This is a genomic window from Dehalobacter sp. CP (assembly GCF_047652685.1).
In the GTDB taxonomy this organism is placed as follows: Bacteria; Bacillota; Desulfitobacteriia; order Desulfitobacteriales; family Syntrophobotulaceae; genus Dehalobacter.
In genome coordinates this window covers 1418176-1435065 of record NZ_CP157399.1, presented here as the reverse complement: position 1 = coordinate 1435065, position 16890 = coordinate 1418176, and the positions used below count along the sequence as shown (strand labels likewise).

Annotated in this window: 17 protein-coding genes and 1 riboswitch; of the genes, 11 read left to right on the top strand and 6 right to left on the bottom strand. The window is 42.4% G+C overall.

From position 1 onward, the window contains the following. Positions 1-91 precede the first annotated feature (91 nt). Positions 92-2161 carry a DNA topoisomerase III gene (locus AAH944_RS07310; RefSeq protein WP_415537672.1) on the top strand — a complete coding sequence of 690 codons (2070 nt, stop codon included), beginning with the start codon at positions 92-94 and terminating at the stop codon, positions 2159-2161. Positions 2162-2239: 78 nt separating this feature from the next. Then, positions 2240-3100 carry an NYN domain-containing protein gene (locus AAH944_RS07305; RefSeq protein WP_415537670.1) on the top strand — a complete coding sequence of 287 codons (861 nt, stop codon included), beginning with the start codon at positions 2240-2242 and terminating at the stop codon, positions 3098-3100. Here the strand turns inward: AAH944_RS07305 and AAH944_RS07300 are convergent. From AAH944_RS07300 to motA, 3 genes are all read right to left on the bottom strand, one after another. Continuing rightward, positions 3097-4647 (bottom strand): diguanylate cyclase domain-containing protein, encoded by a 1551-nt coding sequence (locus tag AAH944_RS07300; RefSeq protein WP_415537815.1) that lies wholly within the window; start codon positions 4645-4647, stop codon positions 3097-3099. The two genes, AAH944_RS07305 and AAH944_RS07300, sit on opposite strands and share 4 nt — an antisense overlap. 175 nt (positions 4648-4822) lie before the next feature. Beyond that, on the bottom strand, positions 4823-5551 hold the full coding sequence (locus AAH944_RS07295; RefSeq protein ID WP_415537668.1) for a flagellar motor protein MotB: 729 nt from the start codon (positions 5549-5551) through the stop codon (positions 4823-4825). A 2-nt stretch (positions 5552-5553) separates the two neighbouring features. Continuing rightward, positions 5554-6354, bottom strand: a complete 801-nt coding sequence (gene motA, locus AAH944_RS07290; protein WP_020492508.1) for a flagellar motor stator protein MotA — start codon at positions 6352-6354, stop codon at positions 5554-5556. Positions 6355-6670: 316 nt separating this feature from the next. Here motA and AAH944_RS07285 point away from each other — a divergent pair, with 316 nt between their 5' ends. Together AAH944_RS07285 and AAH944_RS07280 are read left to right on the top strand one after the other, a co-directional pair. Continuing rightward, on the top strand, positions 6671-7153 hold the full coding sequence (locus tag AAH944_RS07285; protein WP_415537666.1) for a hypothetical protein: 483 nt from the start codon (positions 6671-6673) through the stop codon (positions 7151-7153). Between the two features lie 229 nt (positions 7154-7382). Continuing rightward, complete coding sequence (locus AAH944_RS07280) at positions 7383-7847, top strand: accessory gene regulator B family protein (RefSeq protein ID WP_415537664.1); 465 nt, start codon at positions 7383-7385, stop codon at positions 7845-7847. A gap of 94 nt (positions 7848-7941) precedes the next feature. Here the strand turns inward: AAH944_RS07280 and cobT are convergent, their stop codons facing one another. Next, positions 7942-9060 (bottom strand): nicotinate-nucleotide--dimethylbenzimidazole phosphoribosyltransferase, encoded by a 1119-nt coding sequence (gene cobT, locus AAH944_RS07275; protein ID WP_415537662.1) that lies wholly within the window; start codon positions 9058-9060, stop codon positions 7942-7944. Positions 9061-9163: 103 nt separating this feature from the next. Beyond that, a riboswitch (cobalamin riboswitch) is annotated at positions 9164-9341 on the bottom strand. Between the two features lie 161 nt (positions 9342-9502). Here cobT and AAH944_RS07270 point away from each other — a divergent pair. The 3 genes from AAH944_RS07270 to AAH944_RS07260 all read left to right on the top strand — a co-directional run bounded on the left by AAH944_RS07270 (position 9503) and on the right by AAH944_RS07260 (position 11787). Then, on the top strand, positions 9503-10456 hold the full coding sequence (locus tag AAH944_RS07270; RefSeq protein ID WP_415537660.1) for a tetrahydromethanopterin S-methyltransferase subunit H family protein: 954 nt from the start codon (positions 9503-9505) through the stop codon (positions 10454-10456). Positions 10457-10667: 211 nt separating this feature from the next. Beyond that, entirely contained in the window at positions 10668-11597 is a 930-nt protein-coding gene (locus tag AAH944_RS07265) for a hypothetical protein (protein WP_415537658.1), read from the top strand. Between the two features lie 16 nt (positions 11598-11613). Then, positions 11614-11787 (top strand): hypothetical protein, encoded by a 174-nt coding sequence (locus AAH944_RS07260; RefSeq protein ID WP_415537656.1) that lies wholly within the window; start codon positions 11614-11616, stop codon positions 11785-11787. 5 nt (positions 11788-11792) lie between these two features. On the opposite strand, the gene AAH944_RS07255 is transcribed toward AAH944_RS07260, so the two are convergent. After that, positions 11793-13283 carry an FMN-binding glutamate synthase family protein gene (locus tag AAH944_RS07255; RefSeq protein WP_415537654.1) on the bottom strand — a complete coding sequence of 497 codons (1491 nt, stop codon included), beginning with the start codon at positions 13281-13283 and terminating at the stop codon, positions 11793-11795. A 398-nt stretch (positions 13284-13681) separates the two neighbouring features. On the opposite strand from AAH944_RS07255, the gene AAH944_RS07250 reads away from it, so the two are divergent. Next, on the top strand, positions 13682-13942 hold the full coding sequence (locus AAH944_RS07250; RefSeq protein WP_415537652.1) for a hypothetical protein: 261 nt from the start codon (positions 13682-13684) through the stop codon (positions 13940-13942). 52 nt (positions 13943-13994) lie between these two features. Here the strand turns inward: AAH944_RS07250 and AAH944_RS07245 are convergent, their stop codons facing one another. After that, positions 13995-14192, bottom strand: a complete 198-nt coding sequence (locus tag AAH944_RS07245; protein ID WP_415537651.1) for a cold-shock protein — start codon at positions 14190-14192, stop codon at positions 13995-13997. Positions 14193-14312: 120 nt separating this feature from the next. On the opposite strand from AAH944_RS07245, the gene truA reads away from it, so the two are divergent. The 3 genes from truA to AAH944_RS07230 all read left to right on the top strand — a co-directional run bounded on the left by truA (position 14313) and on the right by AAH944_RS07230 (position 16889). Next, on the top strand, positions 14313-15047 hold the full coding sequence (gene truA / locus AAH944_RS07240) for a tRNA pseudouridine(38-40) synthase TruA (RefSeq protein ID WP_415537649.1): 735 nt from the start codon (positions 14313-14315) through the stop codon (positions 15045-15047). 284 nt (positions 15048-15331) lie between these two features. After that, the gene (locus AAH944_RS07235) at positions 15332-16222 is read left to right on the top strand and encodes an efflux RND transporter periplasmic adaptor subunit (RefSeq protein ID WP_415537647.1); all 891 of its coding nucleotides are present in this window, start codon (positions 15332-15334) and stop codon (positions 16220-16222) included. Beyond that, complete coding sequence (locus tag AAH944_RS07230) at positions 16206-16889, top strand: ABC transporter ATP-binding protein (protein ID WP_415537645.1); 684 nt, start codon at positions 16206-16208, stop codon at positions 16887-16889. Before AAH944_RS07235 ends, AAH944_RS07230 begins: the two co-directional genes overlap by 17 nt. The last annotated feature ends 1 nt before the right edge of the window (position 16890 follow it).

The following is a 16890-nucleotide window of genomic DNA, read 5'->3' as shown; positions in this document are numbered from 1 at the left end:
AACGGCCGCTAACAGGCCGTTTCTTTATAAAAAACTCCTTACAAATTTATGCTATAATGGTACATAGGATATCTAAATCGGAGGAATATGCATGAAATCGTTGGTCCTGGCTGAAAAGCCGAGTGTGGCCCGGGAAATTGCCCGGGTTCTTAAATGTAATATTAAAAACAAGGGTTTTATCGAAGGACCACAATACGTCGTTACTTGGGCTTTAGGACACCTGGTCACTTTGGCCGAACCTGAGGATTATGACCAAAAATATAAAGAATGGCGGATGGAAGATCTGCCAATGCTTCCGGAACAGTTAAAGCTCAAGGTGATTCGCCAGACTTCCCAGCAATATCAGACGGTAAGCAAACTGATGAAACGAAACGATATCAAAGAACTGATTATAGCCACCGATGCCGGACGAGAGGGCGAATTGGTCGCACGCTGGATCATGAAACTGAGTAATTGGAAGAGACCTTTCAAACGTCTCTGGATTTCATCCCAGACCGATGCCGCCATCCTGGAAGGCTTCGCGAGATTAAAGCCCGGACCCGAATATAATGATCTTTACGATGCCGCTGTTTGCAGAGCCGAAGCGGATTGGCTGATCGGCCTGAATGTGACCAGGGCTTTAACCTGTAAGTATAATGCCCAGCTGAATTCCGGAAGAGTGCAGACCCCGACGCTTGCCATGATCGTTCAGCGGGAGGACGAGATCAGAAAGTTTGTTCCGGTTGATTACTGGACAATCCGAGCGGACTTCGGCGACTTTTTTGCTGACTGGCGTGGCAAAGACGGCAGCCGGATTTATGATTACCAGCAGGTTGAAGCCCTGCTGGGCAAGCTGGAAAAGCAATCTGCAAGAATTATGCAGGTCAAGCGCGAGAGCAAAAGCGAACCAGCCCCACTGGCTTATGACCTTACTGAACTGCAGCGTGATGCGAATCGCAAACTTAGCTTTTCCGCCCAGAAAACTTCCAGTACGCTGCAGAATTTATACGAACGGCATAAACTGGTTACCTACCCGCGTACAGATTCGCGCTATCTCTCCGCCGATATTGTACCGACTCTGCCGTCCAGGCTCAAAGGGCTGGCCGCAGGGCCTTATGCCGAAACGGCCAAAAAGCTGTTGGCACAGCCTTACAAGCCGACGAAACGACTAGTGGACGACAGTAAAGTAACGGATCATCATGCGATCATTCCGACTGAGCAGCCTTTGAAGCTCGGGGATCTGACCCATGATGAAAAATCTTTGTATGACCTGATCGTACGGCGTTTTCTGGCCATCCTCTCTCCGCCGTACCGCTATGACCAACTGACGGTTATCGCCGGTATTAATGGCGAAATGTTTTATGCAACGGGAAAAGTGATGAAAAACCAGGGCTGGCGCTCTATCACTTCCCATCAGACGGAATCAGAAGAAAGCAGGGAGGACGCTTTGCCTGAACAAACGCTCGGGAAACTGGAGCAGGGCGAGGAACGGACGATCAAAAGCCTGAAGCCCCAAAAGGGGAAGACGAAACCACCGGCACGCTATACGGAAGCCACCTTGCTCACAGCAATGGAAAATCCGGGGAAATTCATTGAAGATGAGGAGCTCCGGGAAACGATGAAGGGGAGTGGTCTCGGTACTCCGGCTACAAGAGCGGAAATTATTGAAAAACTGCTGCATACCAGTTATATTGAACGCAGCGGGAAAGAATTGGTGCCTACATCCAAAGGCCGTCAGCTGATCAGCCTTGTGGCTCCTGAGCTTCGGAGTCCCGAGCTGACTGCCCAGTGGGAACAAGCTTTAACAGACATTGCTAAAGGGAACGGAAGCAAGACTGAATTCATTAAAGGGATCCGGACCAAAGCCAGTGAACTGGTTCACAGTGTCGCCTCGGACAGCGCCACATACCATGCCGACAATATGACAAAAACCAGATGTCCGGTCTGCAAAAAATACATGCTGCTGGTCAATGGTAAACGCGGCAAAATGCTGGTTTGTCAGGACCGGGCCTGCGGCCACCGTCAGCCGGAAAAAGAACGGGACACCGGCTTTACCAGTTCCAAGCGAGCAAGCCAGGTCAACCAAAAACTGATTGCCCAATACAGTGACCAGCAAAATATTGGCAGCAATCTTGGCGATTTGCTTAAAGAGGCTTTGAATAAACAGAACAAAAATCATTAACAGCGGCACTGTGCCCCCCAGACTGATAAAAGTAAATTAATAAAATAAGATATATGAAAAAATGTAAGGAGAATGCGTATGGAAAACGATAAAAAAATTGCCGTACTGATTGACGCAGACAACGTCTCAGAAAAATATATCAAATACATCTTCGATGAAATTGCGAATCACGGCACCCCAACCTATAAACGGATCTACGGAGACTGGACAAAACCGAACCTCGCATCCTGGAAAACCGTGCTTCTGAATTATTCGATCACACCGATACAGCAATACAGCTACACAACAGGGAAAAATGCCACCGACGCTGCCTTGATCATTGATGCGATGGACATTTTATATTCCAAAAGCGTTGATGGCTTTTGCATCGTCTCCAGCGACAGCGATTTTACCAAACTAGCCTCCAGGCTCAGGGAAGCCGGCATGTATGTGATGGGTATGGGCGAGAAGAAAACGCCGCAGCCGTTTATCGCTGCCTGTGAAAAGTTCAAATACCTTGAGGTTCTAGGTGTCATTCCGACAAGTCCTTATGAGACAAACGAACAGGTTAAAACGCGGGTGCAGGGGACACCTCAGGAAGGAATGGCCAGCATTGATGAACTTATTGAAGCAATCAAAATTATCGTCACTGAAAGTTCCGATGAAGATGGCTGGGCATTTTTAGGTGAAGTCGGCATCAAGCTGAATAAGCGCTATCCTGATTTTGATACCAGAAACTACGGCCACGTTAAGCTGACACCGCTGATTGCTTCCTTAAAACAATTTGAGATTCAATCCCGCAGAACCAGCAATCCCAACATCAGCCATAAATATATCCGTAACAAGGCTGAGGCTGAAACAGGCATCAAAAAGACACGAACGCCCGAAGCAATCGTGTCTCCTGAAGACTATCGCGTCAAACCGAATGTCCGCTCCCGCATGAAGTCCATCAAACGTTAACCTGAATATTTTTTCTCCCGATACATGCGGAGATCAGCTGTTTTCAAAAGTTCGTCAGGGGTCATTCCATCGTCCGGACATATACTAATCCCAAACGACATTCCAACCCGGCAAATCTTATTGTTTATCATGATGGGTTTGACAAGCTTTTCCTGCATTCTCTGCATAATTCCGTCAAGCTCTGTCTTATTCTGCAATCTGGAAAACAATAGAACAAATTCGTCGCCGCCCAGACGCGCTATCACATCCTGCCGTCTGACCACCCCGGCCAGGAGCGACGAAACCTTCATCAGCATTTGGTCACCGATGTCGTGGCCAAAGGTATCGTTAATGACCTTAAACCCATCTAAATCGATAAATACCAGCGCAAATTGCTGATCATGCTTATGGTATTTCTCAATGGCCTTCTCCAATTTATTGTAGAACATCCTGCGGTTCGGAAGATTGGTCAGTTTGTCGTAATTGGCCATCTTTTCCAGTTCTTTGGACATAGCTTTGTATCCTGTAATATCATGAAGATTGCCAACAACGCCGACAATTCCGTCAAGCTCGGTTTCGGTCACCGAGAATGATGCCATAATACTGATAACTTTGCCTGACGAATCAACCATATCAAACTCAATATTACGCAAAGACTTGTTTTTAAACAACAAATCTGTTCTTTGCAGGTTATACTTTTGAGCTTTAAAAAAATCGGAGAATCTCCGGCCGAGCATTTCACTGGCATCATATTTCAGCAGGTCAAATGTCGCCTGGTTGCATTTACGGATAATTCCTTTATTATCAAGCAGAACGATCGGATCCATCACTGTCTCCAAAATAATGTCCGGTGTCACCGCTATATTCACATCCATCAGTTTATACCTTCGGATCATATAGATGCCGCCTAATCCCCAGAAGATCGAGAAAAAATGAAATAAAGGCGGAATAAACGGGGTGATCAAAGGGAGGATCAAATCAGTGCCGATCCCGATCAACATCATGACGCCCGCCAGAATCGAAATGCTTTTGGCTTGTTTAATGAACCTCGGTCTTTGGCTGTTTTTGCCCCACCTTATGGTAAAGAACAGCGCAACGCCTAAGTAAGCAAAAAGCATAAGCCAATACAACCAGAACCAGACTGAACCAATATTGAGTTCATACGTCCAGCCCAGGCCACTTGTACTCTGGACAAAGACTTTGGCCACCAGTGATTCATTTGTCAACAGTGTTTTAAACAGTAAAATTGCCGGCAGGCCATACAAGGGGATATACCAGTGGATACCATGAATATTTTTTGTTTTTTCCGATAGAACCAGAAAAAAGTGAGTGGCCAGCGGACAGAACATCACCCAACCAATCGCAGCGATCCGATGCCAGAATAAAGCACTCTCGGGACTTGGGGCGAGATAAAGGAATGAATAAATGAACGACCAGTATGCAAAACAGAAATTCAGAGAGGCTGATAATCTGTTTAAGGTTTCCTTATGATTCAATTTTAAAATATAGAAACCAAATAAGACAAAGGTATACGCCACAATCATCGATATATAAGACATGGCCAACATAAATCTCACCTGCGCTCTCACCTGAATGCAATAATTCGACTAATTCCAGGATATTTCAACATTATACTGCTGTCAAGTAGATTTCATTTTCCTGAATATATTAAAAATACGATTGCCTGAATGCAATCGTATTTTTTCAATAATCATATTTTCTCAGATCAATTCAATTTTCTTATTATTCTGCAACGGGATACTTACGAAGAAGGAAGATCTCGACGCGCCTGTTTTCTGCCCGGCCTTCCTCAATCGTATTATCGGAAATAGGGGAGTACTGCCCGTAGCCCTGGACTGAAAATCTTTCAGGATTCATTCCGCCCTGATCAACCAGGAAATTCATGACGTTGATCGCGCGAATTACGCTTAATTCCCAGTTGGAACGAAACTTCTCAGTATGGATGGGCCGGTCGTCCGTATGGCCTACGACTTTTATATCGTTGTCCATACCATTTAGCATTTTCCCGATCTGCAGAAGGAGAGGGGAGAACGCATCGAGGATTTCCGCGTCACCCGACGCAAACAGCATCACATCCTGAATAACGATCTGCAAACCTTCCTTATCCAGATTTACTTTGACGTTATTATAATAACCGCTTTCATAGATTTCCTTTTCGAGTTGTTTCTTTATCTCCGCCATCTTATCCTGTTCAAGAGCAGAAGCAGAAACATTCTCAGAACTGGATGGTTCAAGTTCTACCACTTGGTCGCTTTCCTTTTCTAAAAAGCTGGCCCCGCCTGCAAAAATTTCTTTGAAAGACTCGCTCAACTGCTGCAGTTTTACTTTATCAACTTGACTAATGGCAAACATAACGATAAAAAGCGCAAGCAGAAGCGTCAGTAGGTCGGAATAAGGCAGCAGCCAGGATTCATCAACATGTTCTTCATGGTGTTGCTTTTTCTTCGACATCCTTATTCACCGCTGCCTTGTTTATTTTTTTCCTTTTCCTCTAGGATTTTTCTTTCTTTCGGATCGAGCATGCCAGTCAATCTTACTTTAATACTGCTGGGGTTCTCTCCGGCCTGAAGAGCCAGAACTCCTTCAACAATAATGCGCATATTCTTAGTTTCGGCAGCTGATTTTCTTTTTAAGCGGGAAGCGATCGGGTGACAGACAACATAGCCGAGAAAAATTCCGAACAATGTCGCGACGAATGCGGCGGCGATCATATGGCCAAGTTTTTCCGTATCATTTAAATTGCCGAGCGCTCCGATTAGGCCCACGACTGCACCTAATACTCCCAGCGTCGGAGCATAGCTGCCTGCCGCCGAAAATATCGAGGCATTGGCACGGTGACGATCCTCCATATTATCAATTTCCATTTCCATGATCTCTTGAATATAATCATGCTCCAATCCGTCAACTACCAGGCTTAGCCCTTTTTGCAAGTAACGGTCTTCAATTTCCATAATCGTCTGTTCAAGGGACAATAAGCCGTCTTTACGGGCTGTCATCGCCATTTCAGTGATAAGTTCAATCAACGACACAGCATCATATGGTTGTTTTTCTCGAAAAAGGGCAGCTAATACTTTGGGAATGTTCAAGAATTCTTTTCTTGGAAATGAGTTCATCACGGCTGCAGTTGTCCCGATCAGAATAATAATGGCCGCAGCTGGATTCAATAGCACAGCTACATTGGCTCCTTTGACAATCATGCCTACGACTACGGCAAGAGCACCTACAATGATTCCAATAATTAAAAAAATGTCCATTCTTACACCCTTTATCAAATTTTTATCTACAAATAATCTGCGAAGGATAAAAATATTGTAACATTATGCGGATTTTTTAACCAGATAATTAATTAAAATTTTTAATAAACCCGTTATCAGATCAACACAACAAAATGCGTCTAATTAAAAAATATCCTTAAAAATATGATAGCAAAACTATTCTTCTATTAAAAAGAATATATTATGGAGAGAATATATATAAGAATATATGAACGGTGAATGAAGAAATTTATTGTATTTCGCGAAAGGGGATTGAGGTATCCAGGAAATAAATATATGGGAAGGGGTGGGCATCATGTTTATGAGAGGAGGTTTTATTTGCCGTTTATCCGTTATCATCCCTCTCGTTATCCTTGTATCCGTTTGTGTTCATTCCGTTCAACAAGCAGAAGGTAAGTCTGCTGCCGTTCAGGAGATTCCCGCGAGTCAGGGCATCCTGCCAGAAGACCCGCAGGGCACGATCCGGAATCTTTGTGAGGAAAACGATTTATCGTATGCGTTGGTTTTAGCAGTTTATCAGGCAGAAGGAATTGATAATATCCCAATTGACACCACCGCAAAGTCAGATATTGAAAAGTTGGCATACTACAGGAATTACTGGGCTGCTCAGGGGTATGCCGATGAGTTCGTCTTTGATCTGATGCTGCTGTCTAATCACTACGGCCTTGAAGGCTGTCAAAAGCAGATGGAAGACGGCGGCTCAGCTGATCCAGATAGTTATGTCCAGCGCGTCGCAGATTTCAAATATAATCTTGAGCAAAACCAAGGTGTGCAATAATAAATAGCATAATAATAAATAGCATAATATCGAGATTAACGCCACGTAATAAATACGAGGCGTTTTTTATATCCTCATTTCATGTAGGACTATTATGTAATTTCAACAAACAATTTAGCAGGAAATACCAAAGGTACATAGAATTATATTATATTTAGATGGCTATATTTTCTACATTATCCACAGAAAGGTAATTGATCTTATCATTTTCTAAAACAAAGACTGGAGGATGGGTGAACAATTGTTTGATCTCGAGGGTGTTGCACATCATTTGACAAATCGTATGGTAAAAGGTGAAGAAATGGACGCCGTCCATAAAGTGAAAATAGAATATAGTTTAGCCTTGCTTCTTGGGGTAATGATTGAATTAGTTCTAACCGTAGGGGTATCTGCAATATTCGGTACCATTGTGTATACGTTCGTGATAATGTTTTCTGCTTTGGCTTTACGGGTGTTTACCGGCGGTTCTCATTGTTCCAGCTACCGGCGCTGTCTGTTTTTTTCCATGGTTTTCTTTACCGGGTTGTCATTAGCTGCCAGATGGATCGCATCTCAAATTAACGTATATCCGTTGATCGAAGTGATCCTTATCCCTGCAAACCTCGGAATTCTTTTTCAGGCGTTTATGCAGACAGCTATCGGCAAGAATTTTGTATTAGCAAGTGACAAGCTGATGCAAAAGATTGGGATCTAATTAAACTATCAAGAGTTTCCATTATCGATGATTATGCAAAAAAGACATGCACGGATTATGCCGTACATGTCTTTTTTATCTTTCTTTGCAGATTTTAGAAGTCTCCGGTGGTAACTGCAGCTTGTTCAAATGTAGCCATTTCATCAGCGACTTTAAGGGCTGCCTCCACCATCGGGAACATTAGGGCGGCACCTGTGCCTTCTCCAAGTCTCATATGGAAGTCAAGTCTGGGTTTAAGCCCAAGCTGATGAAGCGCTAGATGCTGTCCAAGCTCTTCTGAACTATGAGAAGCAATCATATAGGAAGTGGACAGGGGTGCTAGTTTTGCTGCGGTTATTGCTGCAGCAGATGAAATGATGCCGTCGAGGATAATCGGTACATGTTGATAGGAAGCTTCGAGGATTGCTCCAACGAGCGCAGCAATTTCGAGTCCGCCGATTTTAGCCAGGGTGTCAATTGGCGCGGCAGGGTCACACTGATTAATTTCGATTGCGCATTTAATCACGTTTTGCTTATTAATCAGGGCATCATCTTTTAAGCCTGTTCCGCGGCCGGTAACATCCTCAACAGAGTGACCGGTAAACACAGAGATCAAGGCGGCGCTCGGTGTTGTATTGCCAATACCGACTTCACCTGTTGCTAACAGATTAACACCAGAGTCAATCGCATTGGCGGCAATTCTTGCACCTGTCAGTATTGCAAGCATGGCCTCTTGACGACTCATTGCCGGTCCTTTCGCCATATTGTCTGTTCCATTTTTAACCCGGTAGGCCATAAGCTCAGGAGCATCCAACGGGGTGGCAATGCCGATGTCCGTACTGATAACATCTGCTCCGGCATTCCGGGCGAGGACATTGATACCTGCACCGCCATTCAGGTAACTATAGAACATTTGTTTCGTGATTTCCTGAGGTGCAGCACTGACGCCTTCGACGACAACACCATGATCTCCGGCCATAAGCAGGACTGCTTTTTTATTGATTTTTGGATGCGTGGTGCCAAATATGCCTGCGAGCTGTTGTGCAATATCCTCTAAGACACCTAAGCTTCCGAGGGGCTTGATTTTCGCGTCTACACGGCTTTTCATGCCTGCCAAGGCTTCCTGATTGAGCGCTTTGATTCCACCCATCAGTTCTTGCAAGGCAATTTCAAGTTCCTGCTCAGTCGCATTTTTCAGATTTTCCAAACCATGAAATTTTGTAAGGCTGCTCATTTAAAAACCTCCAATTAAATATTAAAAAATAAATAAAACCCCACCACAAATATGCTTGTGGTCGGGATTTTGCCGTCATCACCGCCGCTTTCCATTACCCAGGAAAGACTTTTACCTCTTAGGCAGGCCTCCTGACTCAGACTCGAACGTCCTGAACGCACCTTCCCAGCATACGCCAGTGGATCAGCGAGGACTCGTCTACACAGTGGTGGGTCCGTATCGGATTATTACCGATTTTCCTATTCTCCCCTTAGTGGGGCACCTAAGATTATATAAATATATTCAACTTCTATTAAGATAACGAAAATCATAAATAAAGTCAAGTCAAATTAATTTTTAAATAATCACTCAATCTGGCAATTGCTGTTAAATAATGGTTATTTGCAATGATCTATGGTATAATATGATTTGCTAAATCATCCAAAGAGATATTGGAGAAGAAATGTTTAAATATGACTTAACACCAAAAGTTTTCCGTATCTGTGACATGATTATCGGTGGCCAACCTGGAGATAATCCGCCTCTGCTTATATCCTCAATGTTTCATAACGGAGACCGTATTTTGGAAAGCCGCCGTGACAGGAAATTTGATCGTGAAAAAGCCCGCTCATACATTCTCAGGCAGGAAGAGCTGTCCGATCAGACAGGGATACCTGCCATAGTAGCTTTGACAGCGGTTTCCGCAGATGAGATGAAGGAATATATTGATTTTTACCTTACAATCAGCAACCACCCTTTTGCTATTGACATTTGGGGAGAAAAAGCGCGTCTTGATGCGGCAGAATATGCTGCCGGTCTTGGTATTCAGGACAAAATTTTATATAACAGCATTACACCCTGGGATAAAGACATGATCGGCCAGGCAGCGGCATTAAAAGAGCTGGGAATTAAACACGTGGTCCTGCAGGTCTTCGATGAAACGAACCAGACTCCTTCCGGCAGGGTACATACATGCCGTGAAATGCTGACAGCCATTGGAGCGAAAGATTTTGCCTCGGTCTTGATCGATACGACAGTCATGAATCTTCCGTCTATTTCTTTTTCAGCCTTGGCAGGTAAACAAATCAAAGCGGAAACCGGCTGGCCGGTTGGATCAGCTCCTGCTAATGGGACGTATATGTGGAAAGAAAGCCGGGAAATGTGGGGTGGGGAAGGCTTTTCCGCCATGAATGCTGCAGTACATGCAGTATCGGCCGTCCTGTGGAGCGATTTCTTATTCTATGGTCCGATCAAAGCGGCGCCAAGCGTACTGCCTGCTGTAGCGGCAGCTTCAATGATAGTTTCAACTTTGGCTTATGACGAAAGCCAGGAGCTGCCGGCTAATCCAAAGCATCCGCTGTATAGATTTTATGGTGATTTTGCTCAGAAACTGATAGAATTTGATAAGACCAAATAAAATACAATATTGTACATTTTGTAAGTGAATGTATTAAACAAACAGCTCCTTTCTGAAGTGGATCCTGTGTTAAGGATACTGCCTGGAAGGAGCTGTTTATATATTTGTATATTAGAAATTATTTAAAATATTCCACAAGGAGTAATTTTTGACTATATCTTACCATATATTGGTACTGATGTTGTAATCGGACAAAAGTGAGGACAATAATTTGATTGCAAAATGCGGAATCTTAATAGGGATAGCTTGTGGTACTGTTTTAGGAACCATTTTAGGAGCAGTGATCATAACATGCTTTGGCACATTTGAAACGTTTTTGTCTAAAACACTTTATCAGGTAAAACGGTTAAATGCCAGACAAATATGGGGGATATTCATCGCACTGATCGCAATATTTATTGGCTTTTATTTCTGTGAGGAGTTATTTCTAAGTAATCCTGTAGGGATAAATACAAATCATTTAGGTGTCTTTGCCCAAATTCTTCAAGCACCCGTATTTCAAGGGATAAGAATCGTCTTATATATTTTATTATGGTTATTAATGATTAAACTGCCGTTTCTAAGTTTTAAAACGATTGGCATTAAAACACCTTACGGAGAGCTTAGCATGGAGGCTATATTGTCTGAGTCTGCCGTTATTAAAAATGCCATGCTGAATGAAGTCAGTGTTGCCTTGATGGGGATATTAAGAATCTTAAATAACGCATCGATAATGGAAATGATTGAAGATATCAAAAACATTGGAAAAGAAATTACGGATCCATATTTTATTAAAAGTATAACAAAGGTAATCAATATCCAATTTAAACTATATACTATTAGAAAGACACACTGCGATTATCTGATTGTATCTGAAGAGATTGCCTCATATCATAAAGTACCGATTGTGAATAGAGCCACATTAAAGGAGCTGGCTCAGGAATCGATTATTAATAAGGACTTTAGGATCAGCGACGACGCATCAATCATGGCTGTTCCCTTATTCTTTAGAAGTGAGATATGCGCCATCATCTACGTTCAAAGCGAAAAGTATCTGTTTCAGCAGGTCGATGCTATGATCATCGATAGTATCTGGAACAACATCTGTCATAACAACGAAGCCTATACGGAATTGGTAATTAATCGTGAACGAGATATTTAAGAGGGGGAGGGGATTGATGAATATGCGAAAATCTTATAAGGTAAAGGAAATGATCGGAACAGCTGAAAAAGAAGACTACGGGTTCCTCAAGATTCTGCCTCAATTGCGCGAAAACAAGGTAACCGTGAAGCCTAATCTACAGTTTAAGAAACAGTTAAAAGAAGAATTCAAGCAAATTCTAGGTTTATAATTAAACTAATAGGCTCTTTTTACCCCAGTTAATTCAGCAGAGAACGTATCAAGCGCCACTAAGTCGCTAGGGCTTAGCTCTTTGATAGAAGTTTTCCCCAAGCCACGAATGGCTTGTTCCATTTCGACGGCCATAGAGCGTAAGACATTGGATACCCTTTCAGCGCTTAAGTTTATGTTCAGCTTTTTGTTATATTTCGATGCATAGCTAACAAGGACCGTAGGAGGTTCCCAGGGGATTACTTTTTTATGCTGCTTGTTGGCTAAGGCATATAAGGGGACGGTACCCAGATAAATAGCATCAGCACCAAGCGCAAGTGCTTTTAAACAGCTTCCAGGATTAAAATAGCCGCCAGATACAATCAGACTTATCTGTTCTCGAATTCCGCGGTTTTGTAAGTAACGGACCGCGCGGACTAACACATGGAGACTGGGAATTCCAAAGTCATCCTGCATCGTGGGGTTGGAAACAAGAGATCCGCCTTGCGTTCCGTCGACTGCAATGACATCAAACCCTGCATCTACAGCTAAACCTAAATCTTCTTCAATTTTGTCCGTGGCCATCAATTTCAGAGCAATGGGTATTCCATTCGCTTTATTACGCAGGTTATTGACCAATATGGGCCAATCTGCGGCACTTTGTACACCTGGAGGAGCAGGTAGACCCGATATCCCTTGATTGCGGGATAAACCCATGAGTTTACGTGCTTTGCCTTTAATTTCATCCGGAGCTACATAGAAGACGCCTTTCTGCCCTCCTTGCGAAATATGTACTTCCAGCATGTCCGCAGAAGCAATCTCTTGATCCGTGCGTAAGCCCCATGGCCAATTGGCAATTTGCAAAATATATTTATCCGCTTCGTCGCGTTCTTCTTTCAGATAGGGGCCTTCACCGGAGTTTGTAGCTGTCCCTGCTAGCTTTGCTCCCCTGGCTAAAGCTATTTTTGCGGGCTCACTTAGAGCGATTCCATAAGCCATTCCAGAAATAAGAAGAGGTATATTGACTGTAAGAGGCTTGGCTGCCTTAGGGCCCAGTGTCACTTTCATATCAACTGCGGTCTCGCCTGATTTAGAGAGCATCGTCATTTGAGGTGGAACAAACATAAGATTATCGAACCCGTCAAACCTTTTTGAACTGCCAATTGGCCTGTTAATCGTTGTCCCTTGTGTTGCCCTTAAGTTGTTTTCAACAATGTTTTGAACACCGGCCCGATGAATGGCAGTCCATAGCTCCATGACGTTTTTGCCGTATTCATCTGTTGTTAAAATAGTAATGGCTTTTGCTACATTTTTTTGAATTAACTTACGCGTTAGTGGTCCGGTAGTTAATAAAGCTAGCGGCAAAGATGCCAGCATTATTCTTCGATTTCTTGCCCGGCGTATTATTACGGACTTTTGCTCTTTGTGATGTCCTATGGCGTAACCAGCTGTTAAAATGGCTGCAATAGAGCCGAGAGCCTTAAAAGAAAAACTGAAGTCTCGCGAATCTTTATTCATGTAATGTCACCTCACGTGTAATGCTTAGTTCAAGAGTTCAAATACCTTTTTATTATTTTTGATGAACAGTATTATTCTTATCCTAAATTTTAAAAAAATACCTTTTTATTATTTGTCACTTCTAGATATCGATAATATTTCGTGTTTAGATACCAGTAAGGAAGACTTGTCAAAAAACATAACAAAATAATAAATAACATAATCGTCGGCATACTAGAATGTTCATTGATTAACGAAAGCCCGGCTGTTATAGTAAAGAAAATATTTTTATGTTATAATGAACTTAGATTAATAAAGCAAAGCTAAGAGGTTCGATTCCGAACCCTTTTTCTTTTCCCTTATTAAAGAACTTGGATTTTGGATAAAATAACATTAACTTTTTTTGTGGAAGTGAAAAAATGAGACATCAAAAATTAAGACGACGTAATGCTCAAGGCTATCTTAAAGGTCATCAGGATGCTGAATTTCAACGATGTGAATTATGTAATGTACCGATATTCCGTAACGCTTGCAGTGATGAAAGAAGTATTCGTGCTTTTCAAGGTAAAGGAAAGATACTATGTAACAAATGTGCTGCCTTAATTGAGAATATGCCTGAAGAACAAGCACTTCAGGCTTTGAATAACGCATCTGAGACCTACCCCAAAAGAGTACCCTAACCCAAAAAATAGCACCGTATAAAAATAACAGTGCTATTATAAAGATATTTTTTTAAGAAAGCGTTACATTTGTTGCCTGGAGTCCGCGTTGTCCTTCTTCTACATCAAATTGTACTTTTTGACCTTCATTGAGTGATTTATATCCTTGGGATTTAATGGATGAAAAATGAACGAACACATCCTGTCCGCCATCTCCCTCGATAAATCCAAATCCCTTTTCGGAGTTGAACCACTTAACAGTGCCATACATGGAATACACCTCCAAATTATTTTGTTTCATTATTATTATTATTATTATGTTGATCGTTGTAGTAAGTTATTCTAGGGATAATTAAGACATCTTACAAAAATATAGAAAGGCAGACTCAAAATGAGAAATTTAAGAATGACAATCGCCTATGATGGGACCAAATATAAAGGTTGGCAAAAACAAAAAGATACCGATCTGACGATTCAAGGTAAAATCGAAACAGTCTTAGCAAAAATGGCAGAGGAGAAGATTCAGATTATCGGTTGTGGAAGGACAGATGCCGGTGTACACGCCGAAAATTACATCGCTAATTTCCATACAACTTCTACCTTTAAGACTAAGAGAATCTTAGCCTATTTGTATGAATTTTTGCCAGAAGATATTGTTGTAAAATCAATGGAAGAAGTATCTGAAAGATTTCATGCCAGATATAACGTTAAAGCAAAAACGTATGTTTATACCATCAATAATAATAAATTCAGGGATGTATTTAACCGAAAATACACCTATCATTTAGCGGATAAGCTGGATCTGGAACAAATGAAGACCGCTGCGGGACTGCTCATTGGAACGCATGATTTTCAGAGCTTCACCAATGAGCGCAGTCATAAATCCACGGTAAAAACGATCAATTCTATTTTGATTCACGAAAATAAAGGCCTTATTAAAATCGAATTTAACGGCAATAGCTTTTTATGGAACATGCTCAGGATTATTGTTGGAACTCTGCTCGAAATAGGAAAGGGCACGCTGCAGCCAAATGATGTCGAAAAAATCTTACAAGAAAGGAAACGTTGGGAAGCCGGACCTTTGGCTCAAGCCAAAGGTTTATGCTTAACCGATGTTCAGTACTAACCATTATTATGGCAAAGAGGATAAAACCGAAGATTTATATAAACTGAGGAAACAAATATAAACCGAGTAAGCAAAAGGCAAGAATCAACTGTATGGTTCTTGCCTTTTTTACAGATGGCCTTATACCTCACTACCATGGATGGTAAGGAGCGGCGATTATGTAATCATAATGAATTAATTGAATTGAACTTTTTCGCTCATACTAAGCGAATGAACAAAAAATATTTAAATATTTGAATGCTTCTAAATAAATGGAGGCACTTGCTAAACGGGAGGCACCTGAAATGAAGACAAAAAGAAAATCAAAAATTCGCAAATGGATGATTTATAGCTTGATCACCCTTGTCGTTATTAGTGCTGCGTCGGCTTACCTCTTACGACCAGAACCTTTTTCCTATGATAGTGTAACTGCCCAAAAGAGGGATATCACGACCAATTATACATTTTCTGGAAATATCGAAACAAAAAACCGTCAAACCGTCATGTCAGAAAAAATAATGCAGGTTACAAAGCTTAATTTTCAAGAAGGAGATACGGTTAAAGAAGGAGATATCTTACTTAAAACAACAACCGGTGAGGCGATAAAAGCCAAAATTAATGGTGAAATAACAAACCTGACCGTGGAAGAGGGGTCCCAGGTCATGGCCGGTACAATTCTCATGGACATCGTTGATTATGACAACCTTCAAATTAGTATCAAAGTCGATGAATATGATCTCCCTGCCATAAAGACAGGCAATGAAGCAAATATTGAAATTGCCGCTATTCAAAAAAAACTGAAGGGAACAATCTGCAGTATTTCCAGAGAAGGTACGGTTGCAGGTGGTGTGACCTACTTTACGGCAGCTGTAGACATTAATAAAGATCCAAGTCTACGCATCGGCATGACGGCAGAAGTAACCATCCAAAATCAAAAAGCAGTCGGAGTGGTTACCTTGCCCATGTCCGCGATCCAGTTTGACGCTAACAACACGCCCTTCGTCTTCAAAGAAGGGGAACGCAATACCGTCGTGCATACGGAGATTACTACCGGTGTTAATGACGGCCAAACCGTAGAAATCAAAAAAGGGGTAGCCGTAGGAGAAACCATCTATTATCCCAAAACAACGACAGCAAATAATTTGACCTTTGGCGGCAGAATGCAAGGAGGCCAGATCAATGACGGAAATCTTTAAGATGCAAGATGTTTGTAAAAGCTACTTCATGGGAGAAGAAGAACTTGAAGTTTTGCATCATGTCAATCTTACTGTCCGTTCAGGCGAATCCTTATCCATTCTTGGTCCCTCCGGTTCAGGAAAAACTACGCTGATGAATATCATCGGCTGTTTGGATGTCCCGTCAACCGGCAAATATTTTCTATCCGGCAACGATATCGACGATTTGAATGAGGTTGAATTGGCCAGAGTACGGAACAAAGAGATTGGCTTCGTTTTTCAAAACTTTCAACTTTTGCCGCGCATGACTGCCCAGCAAAATGTTGAGCTTCCACTCATTTATAGCGGTCTGTCTCCCGTGGAACGCCTAAAACGCTCCAAGGCCATTCTCACGCGTGTTGGGCTTCAAGACAAGCTAGAAAGCCTCCCCAATCAACTTTCCGGCGGACAACAACAACGGGTGGCCATCGCCCGGGCGATCGTTACCGACCCGACTATTCTGCTTGCAGATGAACCAACCGGAGCCTTGGACCAAAAAACCGGCAATCAGGTCATGGATCTTTTCGAAAAATTAAATCATGAAGGCAGAACCATCATTATGATAACCCATGATCAAAATATTGCGCGTCACGCCAAACGCCTTGTTCATATTTTGGATGGAAACTTAACAGAGGGGGAGGGAGCTTGAT

What these genes read in the sequence shown, in the direction of transcription:
- AAH944_RS07310 (WP_415537672.1), top strand. Translation starts at nt 92, where the DNA reads ATGAAATCGTTGGTCCTGGCTGAAAAGCCGAGTGTGGCCCGGGAAATT.
- AAH944_RS07305 (WP_415537670.1), top strand. Translation starts at nt 2,240, where the DNA reads ATGGAAAACGATAAAAAAATTGCCGTACTGATTGACGCAGACAACGTC.
- AAH944_RS07300 (WP_415537815.1), bottom strand. Translation starts at nt 4,647, where the DNA reads ATGTTGGCCATGTCTTATATATCGATGATTGTGGCGTATACCTTTGTC.
- AAH944_RS07295 (WP_415537668.1), bottom strand. Translation starts at nt 5,551, where the DNA reads ATGTCGAAGAAAAAGCAACACCATGAAGAACATGTTGATGAATCCTGG.
- motA (WP_020492508.1), bottom strand. Translation starts at nt 6,354, where the DNA reads ATGGACATTTTTTTAATTATTGGAATCATTGTAGGTGCTCTTGCCGTA.
- AAH944_RS07285 (WP_415537666.1), top strand. Translation starts at nt 6,671, where the DNA reads ATGTTTATGAGAGGAGGTTTTATTTGCCGTTTATCCGTTATCATCCCT.
- AAH944_RS07280 (WP_415537664.1), top strand. Translation starts at nt 7,383, where the DNA reads ATGGGTGAACAATTGTTTGATCTCGAGGGTGTTGCACATCATTTGACA.
- cobT (WP_415537662.1), bottom strand. Translation starts at nt 9,060, where the DNA reads ATGAGCAGCCTTACAAAATTTCATGGTTTGGAAAATCTGAAAAATGCG.
- AAH944_RS07270 (WP_415537660.1), top strand. Translation starts at nt 9,503, where the DNA reads ATGTTTAAATATGACTTAACACCAAAAGTTTTCCGTATCTGTGACATG.
- AAH944_RS07260 (WP_415537656.1), top strand. Translation starts at nt 11,614, where the DNA reads ATGAATATGCGAAAATCTTATAAGGTAAAGGAAATGATCGGAACAGCT.
- AAH944_RS07255 (WP_415537654.1), bottom strand. Translation starts at nt 13,283, where the DNA reads ATGAATAAAGATTCGCGAGACTTCAGTTTTTCTTTTAAGGCTCTCGGC.
- AAH944_RS07250 (WP_415537652.1), top strand. Translation starts at nt 13,682, where the DNA reads ATGAGACATCAAAAATTAAGACGACGTAATGCTCAAGGCTATCTTAAA.
- AAH944_RS07245 (WP_415537651.1), bottom strand. Translation starts at nt 14,192, where the DNA reads ATGTATGGCACTGTTAAGTGGTTCAACTCCGAAAAGGGATTTGGATTT.
- truA (WP_415537649.1), top strand. Translation starts at nt 14,313, where the DNA reads ATGAGAAATTTAAGAATGACAATCGCCTATGATGGGACCAAATATAAA.
- AAH944_RS07235 (WP_415537647.1), top strand. Translation starts at nt 15,332, where the DNA reads ATGAAGACAAAAAGAAAATCAAAAATTCGCAAATGGATGATTTATAGC.
- AAH944_RS07230 (WP_415537645.1), top strand. Translation starts at nt 16,206, where the DNA reads ATGACGGAAATCTTTAAGATGCAAGATGTTTGTAAAAGCTACTTCATG.